The following is a 14549-nucleotide window of genomic DNA, read 5'->3' on the forward strand; positions in this document are numbered from 1 at the left end:
CCCGCCGGACCGGGTGAAACGCGGGCCTGCCGCATCCTCGCCCGCCGGGCTGTGCCAGGGTGGCCGGATGACCGACTCCGCGCCGGGCCCGGGCGACCTCCAGTGCTCCGCCAAGGGCTGCCGCGCCGACGCCGTGTGGGCGCTCCGCTGGAACAACCCGAAGGTCCACACCCCGGACCGGCGGAAGATCTGGTTCGCGTGCGACGAGCACCGCGAGAGCCTGTCGCAGTTCCTCGGGCGCCGCGACTTCCTCAAGGACGTCGTCCCCGTCGCCGACCGCGACGCGCCCCCGCGTCCGGAGGGCACCGGGGGCTAGGCGTCGTCGAGCAGGGTCTCCCCGGCGGGCCCGGCGGGCTCCGGCACCTCGGGGACCTCAGGGGCCTCGGGAACGTCCGGGGTCTCGGGGGCCTTCCAGTCCTCGGCCATCTCCGTCAGCCGGGCGGCGGCGTCCCGCGCGGGCACGCCCCGGCCGACCGCGAGGCCGAGCAGGTACGCCGTCAGCGGCGCGCCGGGCCGCGCGACGCCGTGCGCGACGTCGCGGGCGAGGTCCAGCACCAGGCCCTGGTCGATGTCGCCGCGTTCCAGGCCCAGTTCGAGGCACGCCGCGTTGATCCAGTCCTCAAGCACCGACATGGGTTCCCCTTCTCGCGTGGTCCGCACCGGATCTGCCCGTTTTCCGGCGATCAAAGCAGCCGTTCGGCGGCGGCGAGATCGTCCCGCGTGTCGCAGTCGTACCAGGCGGGACGGTCGCCGTCCGGCACCGCGACCGGCACGGGTTCGAGCGGGCCGAGAAGGCCGCGCAGCGACGAGCCCTGGTAGGCGTCGAGCGCGTCCCGAAGCGTTGCCGTCCGCCAGCATCCGGCGAGCCACTGCTCGCGGCCGTCGCCGTCCACGAGCACGGCCCCGGCCCGGCCCCGCGCCTCGTCCAGCAGCCGCGCGACATGGGCGGGACGCAGAAACGGCAGGTCGGCGGCCAGCAACACCAGCCAGGACGCGCGCACCTGCCCGAGACCGGCCCGTAGCGCGGGCACCGGCCCGCCGCCCGGCGGATCCTCCCGAACCACGACCGCGCCCGGCAGGACGTCCCGTGGCGGGCCCACCACGATCAGCTGAGATGCCCCGGACGCGGCGTCCGCCGCCCATTCGAGCAAAGTCCGGCCGCCGACCGGCGCGGCGGGCTTGTCACCGCCGAACCTACGGGCCCGGCCGCCCGCCAGCAGCACCGCGTCGTACGCCACCGGGTCGAACGCCACCGGATCAGCCGCCGATCGCCGACATCGGCCGCGACGGCTGGAGGAACGACGGATCGTCGATGCCGTGCCCGGCGCGCTTGGCCCGCACCGCCGCCCGCCACCGCTCGACCAGCTCGTCGTCGGTGGCGCCGCCGCGCATCGCGCCCCGCAGATCCGACTCCTCGGTGGCGAACAGGCAGTTGCGGACCTGGCCGTCCGCCGTGAGCCGCACCCGGTCGCACGCGCCGCAGAACGGCCGCGTCACCGAACCGATCACCCCGACGGTCGACGGGCCGCCGTCGACGACGAACGACTCGGCGGGCGCGCTGCCGCGCTCGTGCTCCGCGTCCGGAGCCAGGTCGAAACCCGCCGACAGCCGGTCGAGGATCTCGTCGGCGGTGATCATGTCGCGGCGGGTCCAGCCGTGCTGGGCGTCCAGCGGCATCTGCTCGATGAACCGCAGCCGGTACCCGTGGTCGAGGGCGAACCGCAGCAGCGGGACGGCCTCGTGGTCGTTGACGCCCCGCATCAGCACCGCGTTGATCTTGACGGGTTCCAGGCCCGCCGCCCGCGCCGCCTCAAGCCCGGCGAGCACGTCGTCCAGCCGGTCGCGGTGCGCGAGTCGCTTGAACGTGTCGCGGTCGAGGGTGTCGAGCGAGACGTTGACCCGGTCGAGCCCCGCCTCGGCCAGCGGCCCCGCCAGCCGGTCGAGCCCGATGCCGTTCGTCGTCAACGAGATCCGGGGCCGGGGCGCCAGCTCCGCCGTCCGCCGCACGATGTCGGACAGCCCGCGACGCAGCAGCGGTTCGCCGCCGGTGTACCGGACCTCGGTGACGCCCAACTTCTGGACGGCCAGCCCGACCAGCCGCACCACCTCGTCGTCGGTGAGCAGCTCCGGCTTCGGCAGCCAGTCCAGCCCCTCCGGCGGCATGCAGTACGAGCACCGCAGGTTGCACCGGTCGGTGAGGGAGACCCGCAGGTCCGTCGCGGTACGGCCGAAGGTGTCGACCAGCACGGGCACCCCTTCCAATCGCGGTCCGTCGTTCCAGCCTATTGCGGTGGTTGACGATCCGTCGCATCACGAGAGACGGTTACCTTCCGTCCGGCATCTGGGAGGCCGCGTGACGACCGAACGCAAGTGGGAGTTCGCGGGGACGCGGGGCGCCGTCACGGCCCGGACCTGGGCCGCCGACGACCCCTGGCACGTCGTCGTCCTCGTGCACGGATACGGAGAGCACCTCGGCCGCTACGCCCATGTCGCGGACGCCCTCGTCCGGTACGGCGCCGTCGTCTGCGGCCCCGACCACATGGGCCACGGCGGCTCGGCGGGCGAGCGCGTCCTGATCGAGGACGTCGACGACGTCGTCGCCGACGTCAACACCGTCGCGGACATGGCGCGCCGCGACCATCCACGACTGCCGCTCGTCATGGTCGGCCACTCCATGGGCGGCCTGGTCGCGACGCGCTACGCCCAACTCCACGGCGACACCCTGGCAGCGCTGGTCCTGTCCGGCCCGGTCCTCGGCCACTGGCACGTCGTGGACGCCCTGCTCCCCCTCGACGAGATGCCGGACGAGCCCATCGACACGTCCACGCTGTCCCGCGACCCGGCGGTCGGCAAGGCGTACACCGACGACCCCCTCGTCTGGCACGGCCCGTACAAGAAGCCCACCGTGAAGGCCCTCGACACCGCCCTCAGGCGCGTCAACGCCCACGGCTCCCTGGGCGACCTGCCCACCTTCTACATGCACGGCGCCGCCGACGAACTCGTCCGACCCCGCGACACCCGCACCGGCATCGACCGGGTCCGCGGCACCGACCTCACCGAACGCCTCTACCCCGGCGCCCGCCACGAGATCTTCAACGAGACCAACCACGAGGAGGTCCTCGCCGACGTCACCGCCTTCATCGAAGGCGTCCTCACCTGACCCCGCTCATCTAACCCGGCTCAGCCCTTCACGCAGATGAGTTGGCGGAGGTGGGCGACGACCTCCACCAGGTCGGACTGGGAGTTCATGACGGTCTCCAGGTCCTTGTAGGCGCCGGGGATCTCGTCGATGACGCCGGTGTCCTTGCGGCATTCGACGCCCCTGGTCTGTTCGATCAGGTCGTCGACGGTGAAGGACTTGCGGGCCTTGTTGCGGCTCATCCTGCGGCCCGCGCCGTGGGAGGCGGAGTTGAACGCCGTCTCGTTGCCGAGGCCGCGGACGATGTAGGTGCCCGTCGCCATGGAGCCCGGGATGATGCCGAGGTCGCCCTCGCCCGCGCGGATCGCGCCCTTGCGGGTGACGAGCAGTTCGACGCCGTCGTACTCCTCCTCCGCCACGTAGTTGTGGTGGCAGGAGATGGCCTGCTCCCAGCGGCAGCGCTTGAAGCGGGTCGTCACGACGTTCTGGGCGAGGGCCATCATGACCGCGCGGTTGCGGCGGGCGTAGTCCTGCGCCCAGAACAGGTCGTGGCGGTAGGCGTCCATCTTCGGGGTGCCGCTGATGAACACCGCGAGGTCGGCGTCCGGCAGGTCCTGGTTGTGCGGGAGCCTGCGGGCGGCCTCGATGTGCTGCTCGGCGAGCTCGTTGCCGATGTTGCGGGACCCCGAGTGCAGGACGAGCCAGATCGCGCCGTCGTCGTCCGCGCACAGCTCCAGGAAGTGGTTGCCGCCGCCGAGCGTGCCCATCTGGGCGTGCGCGCGGCCGAGGCGGGAGCGGACGCCCGGGTGCAGGTCCTCGAACGACTGCCAGAACTCGTACCAGCCGCGTTCCCTCAGGTTCGGGAGCGCGGACGGGTCGACGTTCTGCTTGTGGGAGCCGCGGCCGACCGGGATCGCCTTCTCCAGCTTCGCGCGCAGCGTGGACAGGTCGTCGGGCAGGTCCTCGACGGTGAGGGACGACTTGGCGGCGGTCATGCCGCAGCCGATGTCGACGCCGACGGCCGCCGGGGACACCGCGTCGCGCATCGCTATGACGGAGCCCACGGTGGCGCCCTTGCCGTAGTGGACGTCGGGCATCACGGCGAGGCCCTCCACCCACGGCAGGGTCGAGACGTTGCGGAGCTGGTCGAGGGCGACGTCCTCGACCGTGGTCGGGTCGGTCCACATCCGGATGGGAACGCGGCCGCCCTCGATCGTCTGGTACGGCATTGCCTTCTCCTCACGGACGGGAACCGGACCGTGATCTATGAGGCCAGAGTCACGGGTGGCAGTTCAATCGGTTTTTCCCGTATTCCGGCGTTCTGTTCGGCCGAGGGCATCCAAATGGCGGAGGAGGGCGATGGCGATGCGGCGGTCGGTGCAGAGGGCGTCGGCCGCCTGCGCGGGGGTGAACGGCTGAGGGAGGGCGGACAGGACGCGCAGGGCTCTGTCGGCGGCGTCCGGGAGGAGGACGATCTCGCCGTCGTCGTCCGGGATGCGTATGACGGCGCCCGCGTTCTCGGCGGCGGTCAGGGCGTCGTCGGTGAGGCCCAGGGCGGTCAGGCGGTCTGGGGTGGGGGCGTTGAAGGGGGTCGCCGCCAGGTCGGTTTTGATGCGTTCCACGGCGGTGGCCCAGCCGGGGGCGGGGGCAGGTGCCGGGGCGTGGACGCGGCCCGACTCCACGCGCAGGGGCGGGCGGACGAGCGCTTCCACGAGCTGGCGGGCGGGCAGCCCGAGGCGGAGGCGGACGGTTTCGAGGGCGAGACCCGGCGCATAGGGGTTCTGCGCGGCGTGCCGGGCGGTCTCCTCGGACAGGCGCTCGAACAGCGACTCCCAGTGCGCGGGATCGGCGACCCATTCGCCGTTCAGCGCGACCGCGTCCGGTGGTGGTGCGCAGCCCATGGGGGCCAGTTCGGAGCGGCGGAGCACGCCGTGGCGGCGGAGGACGATCGCGCCGTCCGGGCGGTCCGGCCAGGACGCCAGTTCGCGGGCGCGGGCCGCTCCGGCCTCACGCCTGACGAGGGTGGGTGGGCGGACGTCCAGGACGTTGACGCCCGCGATCGAGCCGCGTTCGGGGTCGCGCAGAACGCCGGTGTCGCCGAGGTGCAGCGCGAGCCGGTGGTTCAGCGTGAGGCGGGCCGTGTCGGGGCCGAGGGGACGCAGCCGCACGGCGACGGCGGCGGAGCCGACGTGCAAGGTCATCCGCCGGGCGAGCCGCCCGGACGCCTCGCCGAACCGGGTGCGGACGTCGATGGAGGCGGTGTGGGTCCAGGCGCCGGGGGTGACGAGCGCCATCCCGGCGCCGACCCGTCCCGCCTCGCGCAGGGTGAGCACGACGCGGGACACGCCGCCGACCGACTCGTGCGGCTCCCCGGCGCATCCGATCGTGCGGACGCGGACGCGCCCACCGGCGGGCATCAGGAGCAGTTCGTCGCCGACCGTGACCGTCCCGGCGGCGAGGGTGCCGGTGACCACGGTCTGGCGTCCGGCGGTGAAGGCGCGGTCGATCCACAGCCGCACGGGGGCGTCCGGGTCGGGGACGGGCAGGCGGCCCGCGAGCCGGTCGAGCGCGGCGGCGAGGTCACCGGTCCCGGTGCCGGTGGCGGCGCTGACGGCGACGGCCTCGACGCCGCGCAGCGCGGTCCCCGCGAGCCGGTCCCGGGCCTGCCGCAGCGCGAGCTTGGGGTCGGCGACGTCGGACCGGGTGACGGCGAGGACCCCGAACCGGACGCCGAGCGCGCCGAGGGCGTCCAACTGCTCCTGCGTCCTCGGCGTCCAGCCCTCGTCGGCGGCGACGGCCAGCAGCACGACGGGCGCGGGCGCGGCGGCGGCGAGCAGGGCCGGGACGGCGCGGTCGCCGCCGGGGACGTCCACGAACGCGAGGCGGCGACCCGAGGGCAGCCGCGTCCAGGCGTGCGGCTCCTCCACGTTCCCGCCGACCGAGACGTCCTTGCCGGTCAGCGCGCGGACGAGCGTCGACTTGCCATGACCGCCGTGACCGGCGGTGGTGACGACCTGCATCAGCGTCCTCTCCGGGCGTGAACGCAGCCGGATCGGGCCATGCGGGAAAGAGCCGTGTGAAACGAGGCCGTGTGAAGAAGGGCCGTGCGAGAAACGCGGGGGTTGCGCAGACGAAGGTCCACGAAACGCAACCCTAATCAGTTCCGGGCGGTCTCCGCGTCGCGGGACCCGGAATGGGCCTCGAAGTCGTCGACCATCCGGTGCACGAGCCCGGCGAGCCGCTCGCGGTCGTCCGGCGACCAGTCGGCGAGGGCGTCGGAGATCCACCGCCGCCCGGACGCGCGGATCGACTCGACGGCGTCCGCCCCGGCGCGGCTGAGCGTGACGCGCAGGCAGCGCCGGTCGTCGGGGTCGGGCACCCGTTCGACGTACCCGGCGGCCTCCAGCCGCTGGAGCTGCCGCGTCACGTGCGGGGCCTCGACGGCGAGCCGGGCGGCCATCTCCCCGGGCCGCATCGGGCCCTCCTCGGCGAGGACGCGCAGCAGCGGGACGGCGGCGCGGTCGACCGGGACGCCCGCCGCGACGACCGTGCGGTCGTGCTGGCGGAACCGGGTCAGCATGTGCGCGACCCGGCTGAGCGCCCGCTCGATCTCGGCGATGTCCGGCGGCACCCGTGATGACATGCCGCTCACTCTACCGTCTACAATTGCTTAAGTTAAGTAAGCAAAATCTGGAGGTGTGCATGACCGGCGTCCCGACCTCGGCGCGCGTTACGACCGGGGTCCCGCCCGCGGGTTCGGTGCGCACCGGACCCATCCTGCTGGCGCTCGCGGCGGCCGGGATGGTCGTGTCCGTGCAGCAGACCCTCGTGCTGCCGCTGCTGCCACAACTCATGCGGACGTTCCACGCCCCCGTCACCGACGTGACCTGGGTGTTCACGGCGTCGCTGCTGGCGGGCGCGGTCGCCACGCCGCTGCTGACGCGGTTCGGCGACATGTTCGGCAAGAAGCGGATGATCCTGCTGGCCCTCGGGATGCTGCTGGTCGGCTCGGTGATCTGCGCGGTGGCCGGGTCGCTCGGCGTGCTGATCGTCGGACGGGCGGTGCAGGGCGTGTCGACCGCGCTGATCCCGCTCGCCATCGGGATGATCAGGGACAGCTTCCCGCGCGAGCGGGTCATCACGGCGATCGGAGTGGTCAGCGCCACGATGGGCGTCGGCGGCAGCGCCGGGATGATCGTGACCGGGCTGATCGCGGACCGGACCGCCAGCTTCCATCCCGTGTTCTGGATCACCGCCGTGCTGGCGGCGGGGGTGCTGGCGCTGGCCGCGGTGGCGGCACGCGACGTCGGCGCGCGCACGGGCGGGCGGCCCGACTACGCGGGCGCGGCGGTGCTCGCGGGCATGCTGGTCTGCCTGCTGCTCGCCATCAGCGAGGGCAACGCCTGGGGCTGGACGTCGGCCGGGGTGCTCGGCCTGTTCGCGGCGGCGGTGGCGCTGTCCGCGGCGTGGGTGGCGATCGAGCTGCGGGTCCGCGCGCCGCTGGTGCGGCTGAACCTGCTGGTCGGCGCCCGGTCGCTGTCGGCCAACGTCGTGTCCGCGCTGCTCGGCTTCTCGATGTTCGCGGCGTTCACGCTCATCGCCAACTTCGTCCAGGCCAAGCCGTCGGTGGTCGGGTACGGGCTGGACGGGTCCGTGCTGGACGTCGGCCTCTACATGCTCCCGAGCACGGTCACGATGCTGCTGTTCTCCGCGATGGCCGGGCGGATCGCCGCCAGGATCGGCCCCGCGTTCACCCTCGCGCTGGGATCGGCGTTCGTCGCGCTGTGCTACGTGTGGCTGTTCGCGTCGAACGGGCACGTGTACGACGTCCTGATGTTCAGCCTGTTGCAGGGCACCGGGTTCGGGATCGCGTACGCGGCGCTCGGGACGCTCGCCGTCCAGCACGTCCCGATGGACCAGAGCGGCATCGCCAGCGGGGTCAACTCGCTCGTCCGCGTCGCGGGCGGCAGCGTCGCGGGCGCGGTGACCGCCTCGATCCTGGCCTCGCGGGTCACCTCCGGCACGGGTGAGGCGTCCCTCGGCGCCTACGAGCTGTGCTTCCTGATCTGCGGCGGCGGGGCCGTCGTGGCGGCGGCCGTGGCGGTCGTGCACGGCCTGCGCCACACCGACTGACACGCGGCCGGGACACGCCTGAGACACCTTTGACCTCCCCGGCGACGGCCCGTCCTGGCGGCGCGGGGCCTTGACGAAACGGCCCCGCGCCATGCCCTATAGGGATGACTGCCTATAGGGGTGACTGCCAATTCGTGGGCCGGGCACGGCCTCCGGGAGGACGACATGGGCGCCTATGCGGCCGCGTACGAACGCAGCATCGCCGATCCGACCCGTTTCTGGGGCCTGGCGGCGCGGGACGTCCGCTGGCTCGTCCCGCCGGACCGCGTCCTGGACGACGGCGCGCCCCCGTTCTACCGCTGGTTCACCGGCGGCGAGCTGAACACGTGCGACAACGCGCTGGACCGGCATGTCGAGGAGGGCCGCGGCGACCAGCCCGCGCTGATCTACGACAGCCCCGTCACCGGGACCGTCGAGACCTACACCTACGGCGAGCTGACGCGGATCGTCGCCCGGTTCGCGGGGGCCCTGCGCGCGCAGGGCGTCGACCGGGGCGACCGCGTGGTGATCTACCTGCCGATGGTGCCGGAGGCGGTCGTCGCGATGCTCGCGTGCGCGCGGCTCGGCGCCGTGCACTCGGTGGTGTTCGGCGGGTTCGCGGCGCCGGAGCTGGCCGTCCGCATCGACGACGCGCGGCCCAAGGCGGTCGTGTCGGCGTCGTGCGGGATCGAGGGCGGACGGGTCGTCCCGTACAAGCCGCTGCTGGACCGGGCGCTCGACCTCGCCAGGCACAAGGTCGAACGGTGCGTCATCCGGCAGCGTCCGCAACTGCACGCCGACCTCGTCCGCCCCCGGGACGTGGAGTGGGACGAGGCCGTCGCCGCCGCCGAACCGGCCGAGTGCGTGCCCGCCGCCGCGACCGACCCGCTGTACATCCTGTACACGTCGGGGACGACCGGGCGGCCGAAGGGCGTCGTCCGCGACAACGGCGGGCACGCGGTCGCGTTGCGCTGGTCGATGGAGAACGTGTTCGGCGTCGGTCCGGGCGACGTGTTCTGGGCCGCGTCCGACGTCGGCTGGGTCGTCGGGCACTCCTACATCGTGTACGCGCCGCTGCTCACGGGCTGCACGACCGTTCTGTACGAGGGCAAGCCCGTCGGGACGCCGGACGCGGGCGCGTTCTGGCGTGTCGCCGCGCAGCACCGCGTCAAAGCGTTGTTCACCGCGCCGACCGCGATCCGCGCCATCAAGAAGGAAGACCCGGACGGCGCCCTGCTCGCCGGGCACGACCTGTCAGCTCTGGACACGCTGTTCCTCGCCGGGGAGCGCCTGGACGCCGCCACGTACCGCTGGGCGGCGCGCGTCCTGGACCGCCCGGTCATCGACCACTGGTGGCAGACCGAGACGGGCTGGCCGATCGTGGCGAACCTGCGCGGCCTCGAACCGATGCCGGTCAAGCCCGGGTCGCCTTCGGTGCCGGTGCCCGGCTACGACGTGCGGGTCCTCGGCCCGGACGGCGCGCCCGCCGAGCCCGGCCAGGAGGGCGACATCGCCCTGCGCCTCCCCCTGCCGCCCGGCACGCTCCCGACGCTGTGGCAGGACGACGAGCGCTTCGTGGAGTCGTATCTGACGGCGCGTCCCGGCCACTACCTGACCGGAGACGGCGGCCACGTCGACGAGGACGGCTACGTGTGGGTGATGGGCCGCACCGATGACGTGATCAACGTGGCCGGGCACCGGCTGTCGACCGGGACGATGGAGGAGGTCATCGGCGCCCACCCGGCCGTCGCCGAGTGCGCCGTGATCGGCGTCCCCGACGCGCTGAAGGGGCAGGTGCCGCGCGGCCTGGTCGTGCTGAAGAACGGCGTGCTCGCCGAGCCGGGCGAGGTGTGCGCCGAGTTGGTCGCGATGGTCCGCGACCAGGTCGGGCCGGTCGCCGCGCTCAAGCAGATCAACATCGTGGCCGCCCTCCCCAAGACCCGGTCGGGCAAGATCCTGCGCGGGGTGATGCGGGGCATGGCCGACGGGCGGGAGGTGTCCGTGCCGTCCACCATCGAGGACCCGGCCGTGCTGGACGACCTGCGTCCCGTCCTGCGCGAGACTCTCTAGGGCACCCTGGGCGGCCCCGGACGGCGCGTGACCCGCTTGGGCCAGCACAGCGCCACCGCCGCCACGCCGACCGCCGCCGCGGCGATCTGGAGGATCGTCTCCCAGAGGCTCCAACCACCGTCCCCGACGCCGAACATGTGGGCGAGGCCCGTCCCGGCGAACGCGGCGACGATGCCGACCGCGATCATGCACCACACCGGCATGCTCTCCCGTCCCGGCGCGATCAGCCGTCCCAGCACCCCGACGGCCGCGCCCAGGACGACGGCCGCGGCGAGCCCCCCGATGGTCATGTCCGCTCCTCGGTATCCCAGCCCCCGGTGAAGACCAGGTCATGGGACGACCTACCCGCGTCCACGCGCGCGACACGAACGAGTCTCGCAGGTCAGCGGACTACCAGCGTGCGGCGCCCCCGCGCGACCAGCTCCCCGATGACGGTGCCGCCGGGGATCTCACCGGCGACGAGCAGCCCGCCGGAGACCTGCGCGTCGGCGAGCAGCAGCCGCTCCTCCTCGGAGATCCGGCGGAAGTCGGTGTGCGGCGACACCCACGACAGATTCCGACGCGTACCCACAGGGACAAACCCATGCCGGACGGCCGCGCGCGCGCCGTCCAAGTACCGGACGGCGGCGGCGTCCACGACGGCCGTGACGCCGCTCGCCCTGGCCAGCTTGTACAGGTGGCCGAGCAGCCCGAACCCGGTGACATCAGTACCGCACGCGATCCCACGCTCCAGCGCCGCGAGCCCCGCCTGCGCGTTCAACGCCGTCATCGTCGCCACCGCCTCCGGAAACACCTCACCCGTCGCCTTGTGGCGGGCGTTGAGGACGCCAACCCCCAGCGGCTTGGTCAACGACAGCGGCACACCAGGACGCCCGGTATGCAGCCGCAACAGCCGATCCGGATCAGCGACACCGGTCACCGCCATCCCGTACTTCGGCTCGGGATCGTCAACGCTGTGCCCGCCCGCGATGGCGCACCCCGCGAGCGCGGCAACGTCCCGCCCGCCACGCAGCACCTCCCGGGCCAGCTCGGCGGGCAACGCGTCCCGAGGCCAGCCGAGCAGATTCAGCGCCATCAACGGCTCCCCGCCAATGGCGTAGACGTCCGACAACGCGTTGGCGGCGGCGATACGGCCCCAGTCGTAAGCGTCGTCGACGACAGGCGTCGAGAAGTCGGCGGTGGACACCACGGCCCGGCCGCCCGCGACACGCAGCACGGCCGCGTCGTCACCGTCCGCTCCCCCGGCGACGAGATCCTCCCCGCCGCCGGTGAGCCCGGCGACCACCCGTTCCAGCTCCGCCGGTGGGATCTTGCTCGCGCATCCCGCGCCGTGCGCGTACTGCGTGAGGCGGGCGACGGGGGCGAGGCGTGTCACTGGAAGATTTAACGCACAACTACCGCAAACGATCAACAAACGGACAGTACGGGTGCGGTCACCGAGGGCCGACCTCATCCCCGACCTGCGCGAACACCACCGCCCCGGCCCACGAGCCCAACCCGATTCGCCCCCGACTATGATCAACTCCGGAGGCGTCTGAGCGCCTGGTGGCCTCCCCGGCCTTCAAAGCCGACGGTCCCGAGTACCTCGGGACGGCGGGTTCGATTCCCGCACGCCTCCGCTGAACGACCTGCGACTTCGGGGTACGGTGACCGTTATGGGGCGGATTACCGTGCGGAAACCTGTGCTTCGGCTGAACACGGCCGGGGTTCGGGGGCGTCGGCCTGACACGCTCGCCGTGGAGGAGCCGCTGGAGATCCGGGTGGCGGGGACGCCGCTGACGATCACGATGCGGACGCCGGGGGACGACTTCGACCTCGTCGCGGGGTTCCTTGCCGCGGAGGGCGTGATCGCGGGCGCGGAAGATCTCGCGACGATGCGGTACTGCGCCGACACCGAGGAGCAGAACACCCTGGACGTGGTGCTCGCCCCCGGCGTCGCGCCGCCGGACGACTCGATGACCAGGGCGTTCACGACGACGAGCGCGTGCGGGGTGTGCGGGAAGTCGAGCATCGAGGCGCTGCGCACCGACCGGCCCTACGAGATCGCGGGCGATCCCGTCCGGATCGCGCCGGAACTGCTCGCGGCCCTGCCGGGGCGGCTGCGCAAGGCGCAACGGGTCTTCGACCGGACGGGCGGCCTGCACGCCGCCGGACTGTTCGACGCGGGCGGCGGGCTCCTGGCGATGCGCGAGGACGTCGGGCGGCACAACGCCGTCGACAAGGTCGTTGGCTGGGCGCTGCGGCAGGGGCGGCTGCCGCTCACCGGGACCGTCCTGCTGGTGAGCGGGCGCGCGTCGTTCGAGCTGACGCAGAAGGCGATGGCGGCGGGCGTCCCGGTGCTGGCGGCGGTGTCGGCGCCGTCGTCGCTCGCGGTGGACCTCGCCGAGGACGCGGGCATGACGCTCGTCGGGTTCCTGCGGGGCGAGACGATGAACGTCTACACGGGGGCCGAGCGCATCGACGTCGAGGAGCGCGCCGACACAGGCTGACCCCCCGATCGGGAGGTGTGGCATGGCGGACGCCGTGGTCGTCGGCGCGGGGCCCAACGGGCTCGTGGCGGCGAACGTGCTGGCCGACGCGGGCTGGGACGTGGAGGTCCTCGAAGCGCAGCCGGAGCCGGGCGGCGCCGTCCGCAGCGACCGGGGCGTGCACCCCGACTTCGTCAGCGACCGGTGCAGCGCGTTCTACCCGCTCGGCGTCGCGTCCCCGGCGATGCGGGCCCTTGAATTGGAGCGGCACGGGCTGCGCTGGCGGCGGGCACCCGCCGTCCTCGCGCACCCGCTGCCGGACGGCCGCTGCGCCGTCCTCGAACACGACCGGGACGCGACCGCCGAGGCCCTGGACGGGTTCGGCGCGGGCGACGGCGAGGCGTGGCTGCGGCTGTGCCGGTTGTGGGACGACATCGGCGAAGACGTCCTGCGGGCGCTGCTCAGCCCGTTCCCACCCGTCCGGGCCACGGTGCCGCTGGCGGTGCGGGCGCGGCGAGCGGGCGGGCTCCGGGTGCTGCGCTCACTGCTCGCGCCGGTGCGCACGTTCGGCGAGCAGGAGTTCGCCGGGCCGGGCGGGCCGCTGCTGCTCGCCGGGTCGGCGCTGCACACCGACATGTTCCCCGAGACGACGGCGGGTTCGGTGTTCGGCTGGCTCCTCGCCATGGTCGGCCAGACGTACGGGTGGCCGGTGCCCGAGGGCGGCGCGGGCGAGCTGACGGCCGCCCTGGTGCGGCGGCTGGAGTCGCGGGGCGGACGGGTGCGCTGCGGCGTCCCGGTCGCGTCCGTCGTGGTGCGCGGGGGCCGGGCGCTCGGCGTCCGCACCGCGTCCGGGGAGGCGGTCCGGGCCGTCAAGGGGGTCGTGGCGGACGTGTCCGCGCCCGTGCTCTACGGCGGCCTCGTCGACTGGGCCGACCTGCCCTCCACGCTCCGCGCCGACCTGCGCCGCTTCGAATGGGATCACGCCACGTTCAAGGTCGACTGGGCACTATCCGGCCCCATCCCGTGGGCGTCGCCGGGCGCGCGGCGGGCCGGGACCGTCCACCTGTCCCCCGGCATGGACGCGATGACCCGCTACAGCGCCGACCTCGCCACGGGCCGCGTCCCCGCCGAACCGTTCGCGCTCCTCGGGCAGATGACGACCGCCGACCCCACCCGCTCCCCCGCCGGAACCGAGTCGGTGTGGGCGTACACGCACGTCCCGCACCGGGTGAAGGGCGACGCCGGGCCGGACGGCATCACCGGCCGCTGGGACGAACACGACCGCGCCGCCATGGCCACCCGCCTGGAGGACACCGTGGAACGCCTCGCCCCCGGCTTCCGCGCCCTGATCCTCGACCGGCGGGTCACCGCCCCGCCCGACTTCCAGGACCACAACGCGAGCCTGCCGAACGGCGCCCTCAACGGCGGGACCGCGCTGCTCCACCAGCAGCTCGTGTTCCGGCCCGTCCCCGGGCTCGGCCGCGCCGAGACGCCCGTCGCGGGCCTGTACCTGGCGTCCGCGTCCGCGCACCCCGGCGGCGGCGTCCACGGCGCCTGCGGCGCGAACGCGGCCCGCGCGGCCCTCGCCCACGCCTCCCCCGCCGGACGCCTCCTCACCCCCACCCTGCACGCCCTCACCCGCTTCCTCGCACCCTGACCCGATCTGCGGCTTTCGTCCCGGGTCGCGCCGGGAACGGTTTACCAGCGCGGGGTTCCGCTCGCGGCCGGAACATGCGACCTTGACAGGACAGGACAGGCCC

General features: G+C 73.6%; 14 protein-coding genes and 1 tRNA gene. 7 read left to right on the forward strand and 8 right to left on the reverse strand.

Features of this window, described 5'->3' with window-relative positions; translation table 11 throughout:
• Nucleotides 1-67: 67 nt before the first annotated feature.
• Nucleotides 68-316: a hypothetical protein gene (locus ABD808_RS06845; protein WP_344891512.1), complete on the forward strand. Its 249-nt coding sequence runs from the start codon at nt 68-70 to the stop codon at nt 314-316.
• Here the strand turns inward: ABD808_RS06845 and ABD808_RS06850 are convergent.
• The 3 genes from ABD808_RS06850 to moaA are packed head-to-tail and all read right to left on the reverse strand — an operon-like array spanning nt 313 to nt 2247.
• Nucleotides 313-633 (reverse strand): DUF6457 domain-containing protein, encoded by a 321-nt coding sequence (locus ABD808_RS06850; RefSeq protein ID WP_344891515.1) that lies wholly within the window; start codon nt 631-633, stop codon nt 313-315. The two genes, ABD808_RS06845 and ABD808_RS06850, sit on opposite strands and share 4 nt — an antisense overlap.
• A 50-nt stretch (nt 634-683) precedes the next feature.
• The gene (mobA, locus tag ABD808_RS06855; RefSeq protein WP_344891518.1) at nt 684-1253 is read right to left on the reverse strand and encodes a molybdenum cofactor guanylyltransferase; all 570 of its coding nucleotides are present in this window, start codon (nt 1251-1253) and stop codon (nt 684-686) included.
• A 4-nt stretch (nt 1254-1257) separates the two neighbouring features.
• Nucleotides 1258-2247: a GTP 3',8-cyclase MoaA gene (moaA, locus tag ABD808_RS06860; RefSeq protein ID WP_344891521.1), complete on the reverse strand. Its 990-nt coding sequence runs from the start codon at nt 2245-2247 to the stop codon at nt 1258-1260.
• A gap of 106 nt (nt 2248-2353) precedes the next feature.
• On the opposite strand from moaA, the gene ABD808_RS06865 reads away from it, so the two are divergent.
• The gene (locus ABD808_RS06865) at nt 2354-3160 is read left to right on the forward strand and encodes an alpha/beta fold hydrolase (RefSeq protein ID WP_344891524.1); all 807 of its coding nucleotides are present in this window, start codon (nt 2354-2356) and stop codon (nt 3158-3160) included.
• A 20-nt stretch (nt 3161-3180) separates the two neighbouring features.
• Here ABD808_RS06865 and ABD808_RS06870 read toward each other — a convergent pair whose 3' ends face one another.
• From ABD808_RS06870 to ABD808_RS06880, 3 genes are all read right to left on the reverse strand, one after another.
• Entirely contained in the window at nt 3181-4368 is a 1188-nt protein-coding gene (locus ABD808_RS06870) for an RtcB family protein (protein ID WP_344891527.1), read from the reverse strand.
• A gap of 63 nt (nt 4369-4431) precedes the next feature.
• Nucleotides 4432-6159, reverse strand: coding sequence for a SelB domain-containing protein (locus ABD808_RS06875; protein WP_344891530.1), 1728 nt, complete (start codon nt 6157-6159; stop codon nt 4432-4434).
• Nucleotides 6160-6296: 137 nt separating this feature from the next.
• The gene (locus tag ABD808_RS06880; RefSeq protein WP_344891533.1) at nt 6297-6782 is read right to left on the reverse strand and encodes a MarR family winged helix-turn-helix transcriptional regulator; all 486 of its coding nucleotides are present in this window, start codon (nt 6780-6782) and stop codon (nt 6297-6299) included.
• 59 nt (nt 6783-6841) lie between these two features.
• Here ABD808_RS06880 and ABD808_RS06885 point away from each other — a divergent pair, with 59 nt between their 5' ends.
• Together ABD808_RS06885 and ABD808_RS06890 are read left to right on the forward strand one after the other, a co-directional pair.
• The gene (locus ABD808_RS06885; protein WP_344891536.1) at nt 6842-8272 is read left to right on the forward strand and encodes an MFS transporter; all 1431 of its coding nucleotides are present in this window, start codon (nt 6842-6844) and stop codon (nt 8270-8272) included.
• Between the two features lie 165 nt (nt 8273-8437).
• Nucleotides 8438-10321: a propionyl-CoA synthetase gene (locus ABD808_RS06890; protein ID WP_344891539.1), complete on the forward strand. Its 1884-nt coding sequence runs from the start codon at nt 8438-8440 to the stop codon at nt 10319-10321.
• Here the strand turns inward: ABD808_RS06890 and ABD808_RS06895 are convergent.
• Together ABD808_RS06895 and selD are read right to left on the reverse strand one after the other, a co-directional pair.
• Complete coding sequence (locus tag ABD808_RS06895) at nt 10318-10611, reverse strand: GlsB/YeaQ/YmgE family stress response membrane protein (protein ID WP_344891542.1); 294 nt, start codon at nt 10609-10611, stop codon at nt 10318-10320. The genes ABD808_RS06890 and ABD808_RS06895 overlap by 4 nt on opposite strands.
• A gap of 92 nt (nt 10612-10703) precedes the next feature.
• Entirely contained in the window at nt 10704-11696 is a 993-nt protein-coding gene (gene selD, locus ABD808_RS06900) for a selenide, water dikinase SelD (protein WP_344891544.1), read from the reverse strand.
• Nucleotides 11697-11847: 151 nt separating this feature from the next.
• Here selD and ABD808_RS06905 point away from each other — a divergent pair.
• The 3 genes from ABD808_RS06905 to ABD808_RS06915 all read left to right on the forward strand — a co-directional run bounded on the left by ABD808_RS06905 (nt 11848) and on the right by ABD808_RS06915 (nt 14446).
• Nucleotides 11848-11941, forward strand: a tRNA-Sec gene (locus ABD808_RS06905).
• 35 nt (nt 11942-11976) lie between these two features.
• Nucleotides 11977-12810 carry a formate dehydrogenase accessory sulfurtransferase FdhD gene (gene fdhD / locus ABD808_RS06910; protein WP_344891547.1) on the forward strand — a complete coding sequence of 278 codons (834 nt, stop codon included), beginning with the start codon at nt 11977-11979 and terminating at the stop codon, nt 12808-12810.
• Between the two features lie 22 nt (nt 12811-12832).
• Nucleotides 12833-14446, forward strand: a complete 1614-nt coding sequence (locus tag ABD808_RS06915; RefSeq protein WP_344891550.1) for a phytoene desaturase family protein — start codon at nt 12833-12835, stop codon at nt 14444-14446.
• Nucleotides 14447-14549: the final 103 nt, after the last annotated feature.

This window comes from Actinomadura meridiana (assembly GCF_039537545.1).
In the GTDB taxonomy this organism is placed as follows: domain Bacteria; phylum Actinomycetota; class Actinomycetes; order Streptosporangiales; family Streptosporangiaceae; genus Spirillospora; species Spirillospora meridiana.

Excerpts from the sequence above, each read along its gene's own strand:
- ABD808_RS06845 (WP_344891512.1), top strand. The coding sequence starts at position 68 with ATGACCGACTCCGCGCCGGGCCCGGGCGACCTCCAGTGCTCCGCCAAG.
- ABD808_RS06850 (WP_344891515.1), bottom strand. The coding sequence starts at position 633 with ATGTCGGTGCTTGAGGACTGGATCAACGCGGCGTGCCTCGAACTGGGC.
- ABD808_RS06870 (WP_344891527.1), bottom strand. The coding sequence starts at position 4,368 with ATGCCGTACCAGACGATCGAGGGCGGCCGCGTTCCCATCCGGATGTGG.
- ABD808_RS06875 (WP_344891530.1), bottom strand. The coding sequence starts at position 6,159 with ATGCAGGTCGTCACCACCGCCGGTCACGGCGGTCATGGCAAGTCGACG.
- ABD808_RS06880 (WP_344891533.1), bottom strand. The coding sequence starts at position 6,782 with ATGTCATCACGGGTGCCGCCGGACATCGCCGAGATCGAGCGGGCGCTC.
- ABD808_RS06885 (WP_344891536.1), top strand. The coding sequence starts at position 6,842 with ATGACCGGCGTCCCGACCTCGGCGCGCGTTACGACCGGGGTCCCGCCC.
- ABD808_RS06890 (WP_344891539.1), top strand. The coding sequence starts at position 8,438 with ATGGGCGCCTATGCGGCCGCGTACGAACGCAGCATCGCCGATCCGACC.
- ABD808_RS06895 (WP_344891542.1), bottom strand. The coding sequence starts at position 10,611 with ATGACCATCGGGGGGCTCGCCGCGGCCGTCGTCCTGGGCGCGGCCGTC.
- fdhD (WP_344891547.1), top strand. The coding sequence starts at position 11,977 with ATGGGGCGGATTACCGTGCGGAAACCTGTGCTTCGGCTGAACACGGCC.
- ABD808_RS06915 (WP_344891550.1), top strand. The coding sequence starts at position 12,833 with ATGGCGGACGCCGTGGTCGTCGGCGCGGGGCCCAACGGGCTCGTGGCG.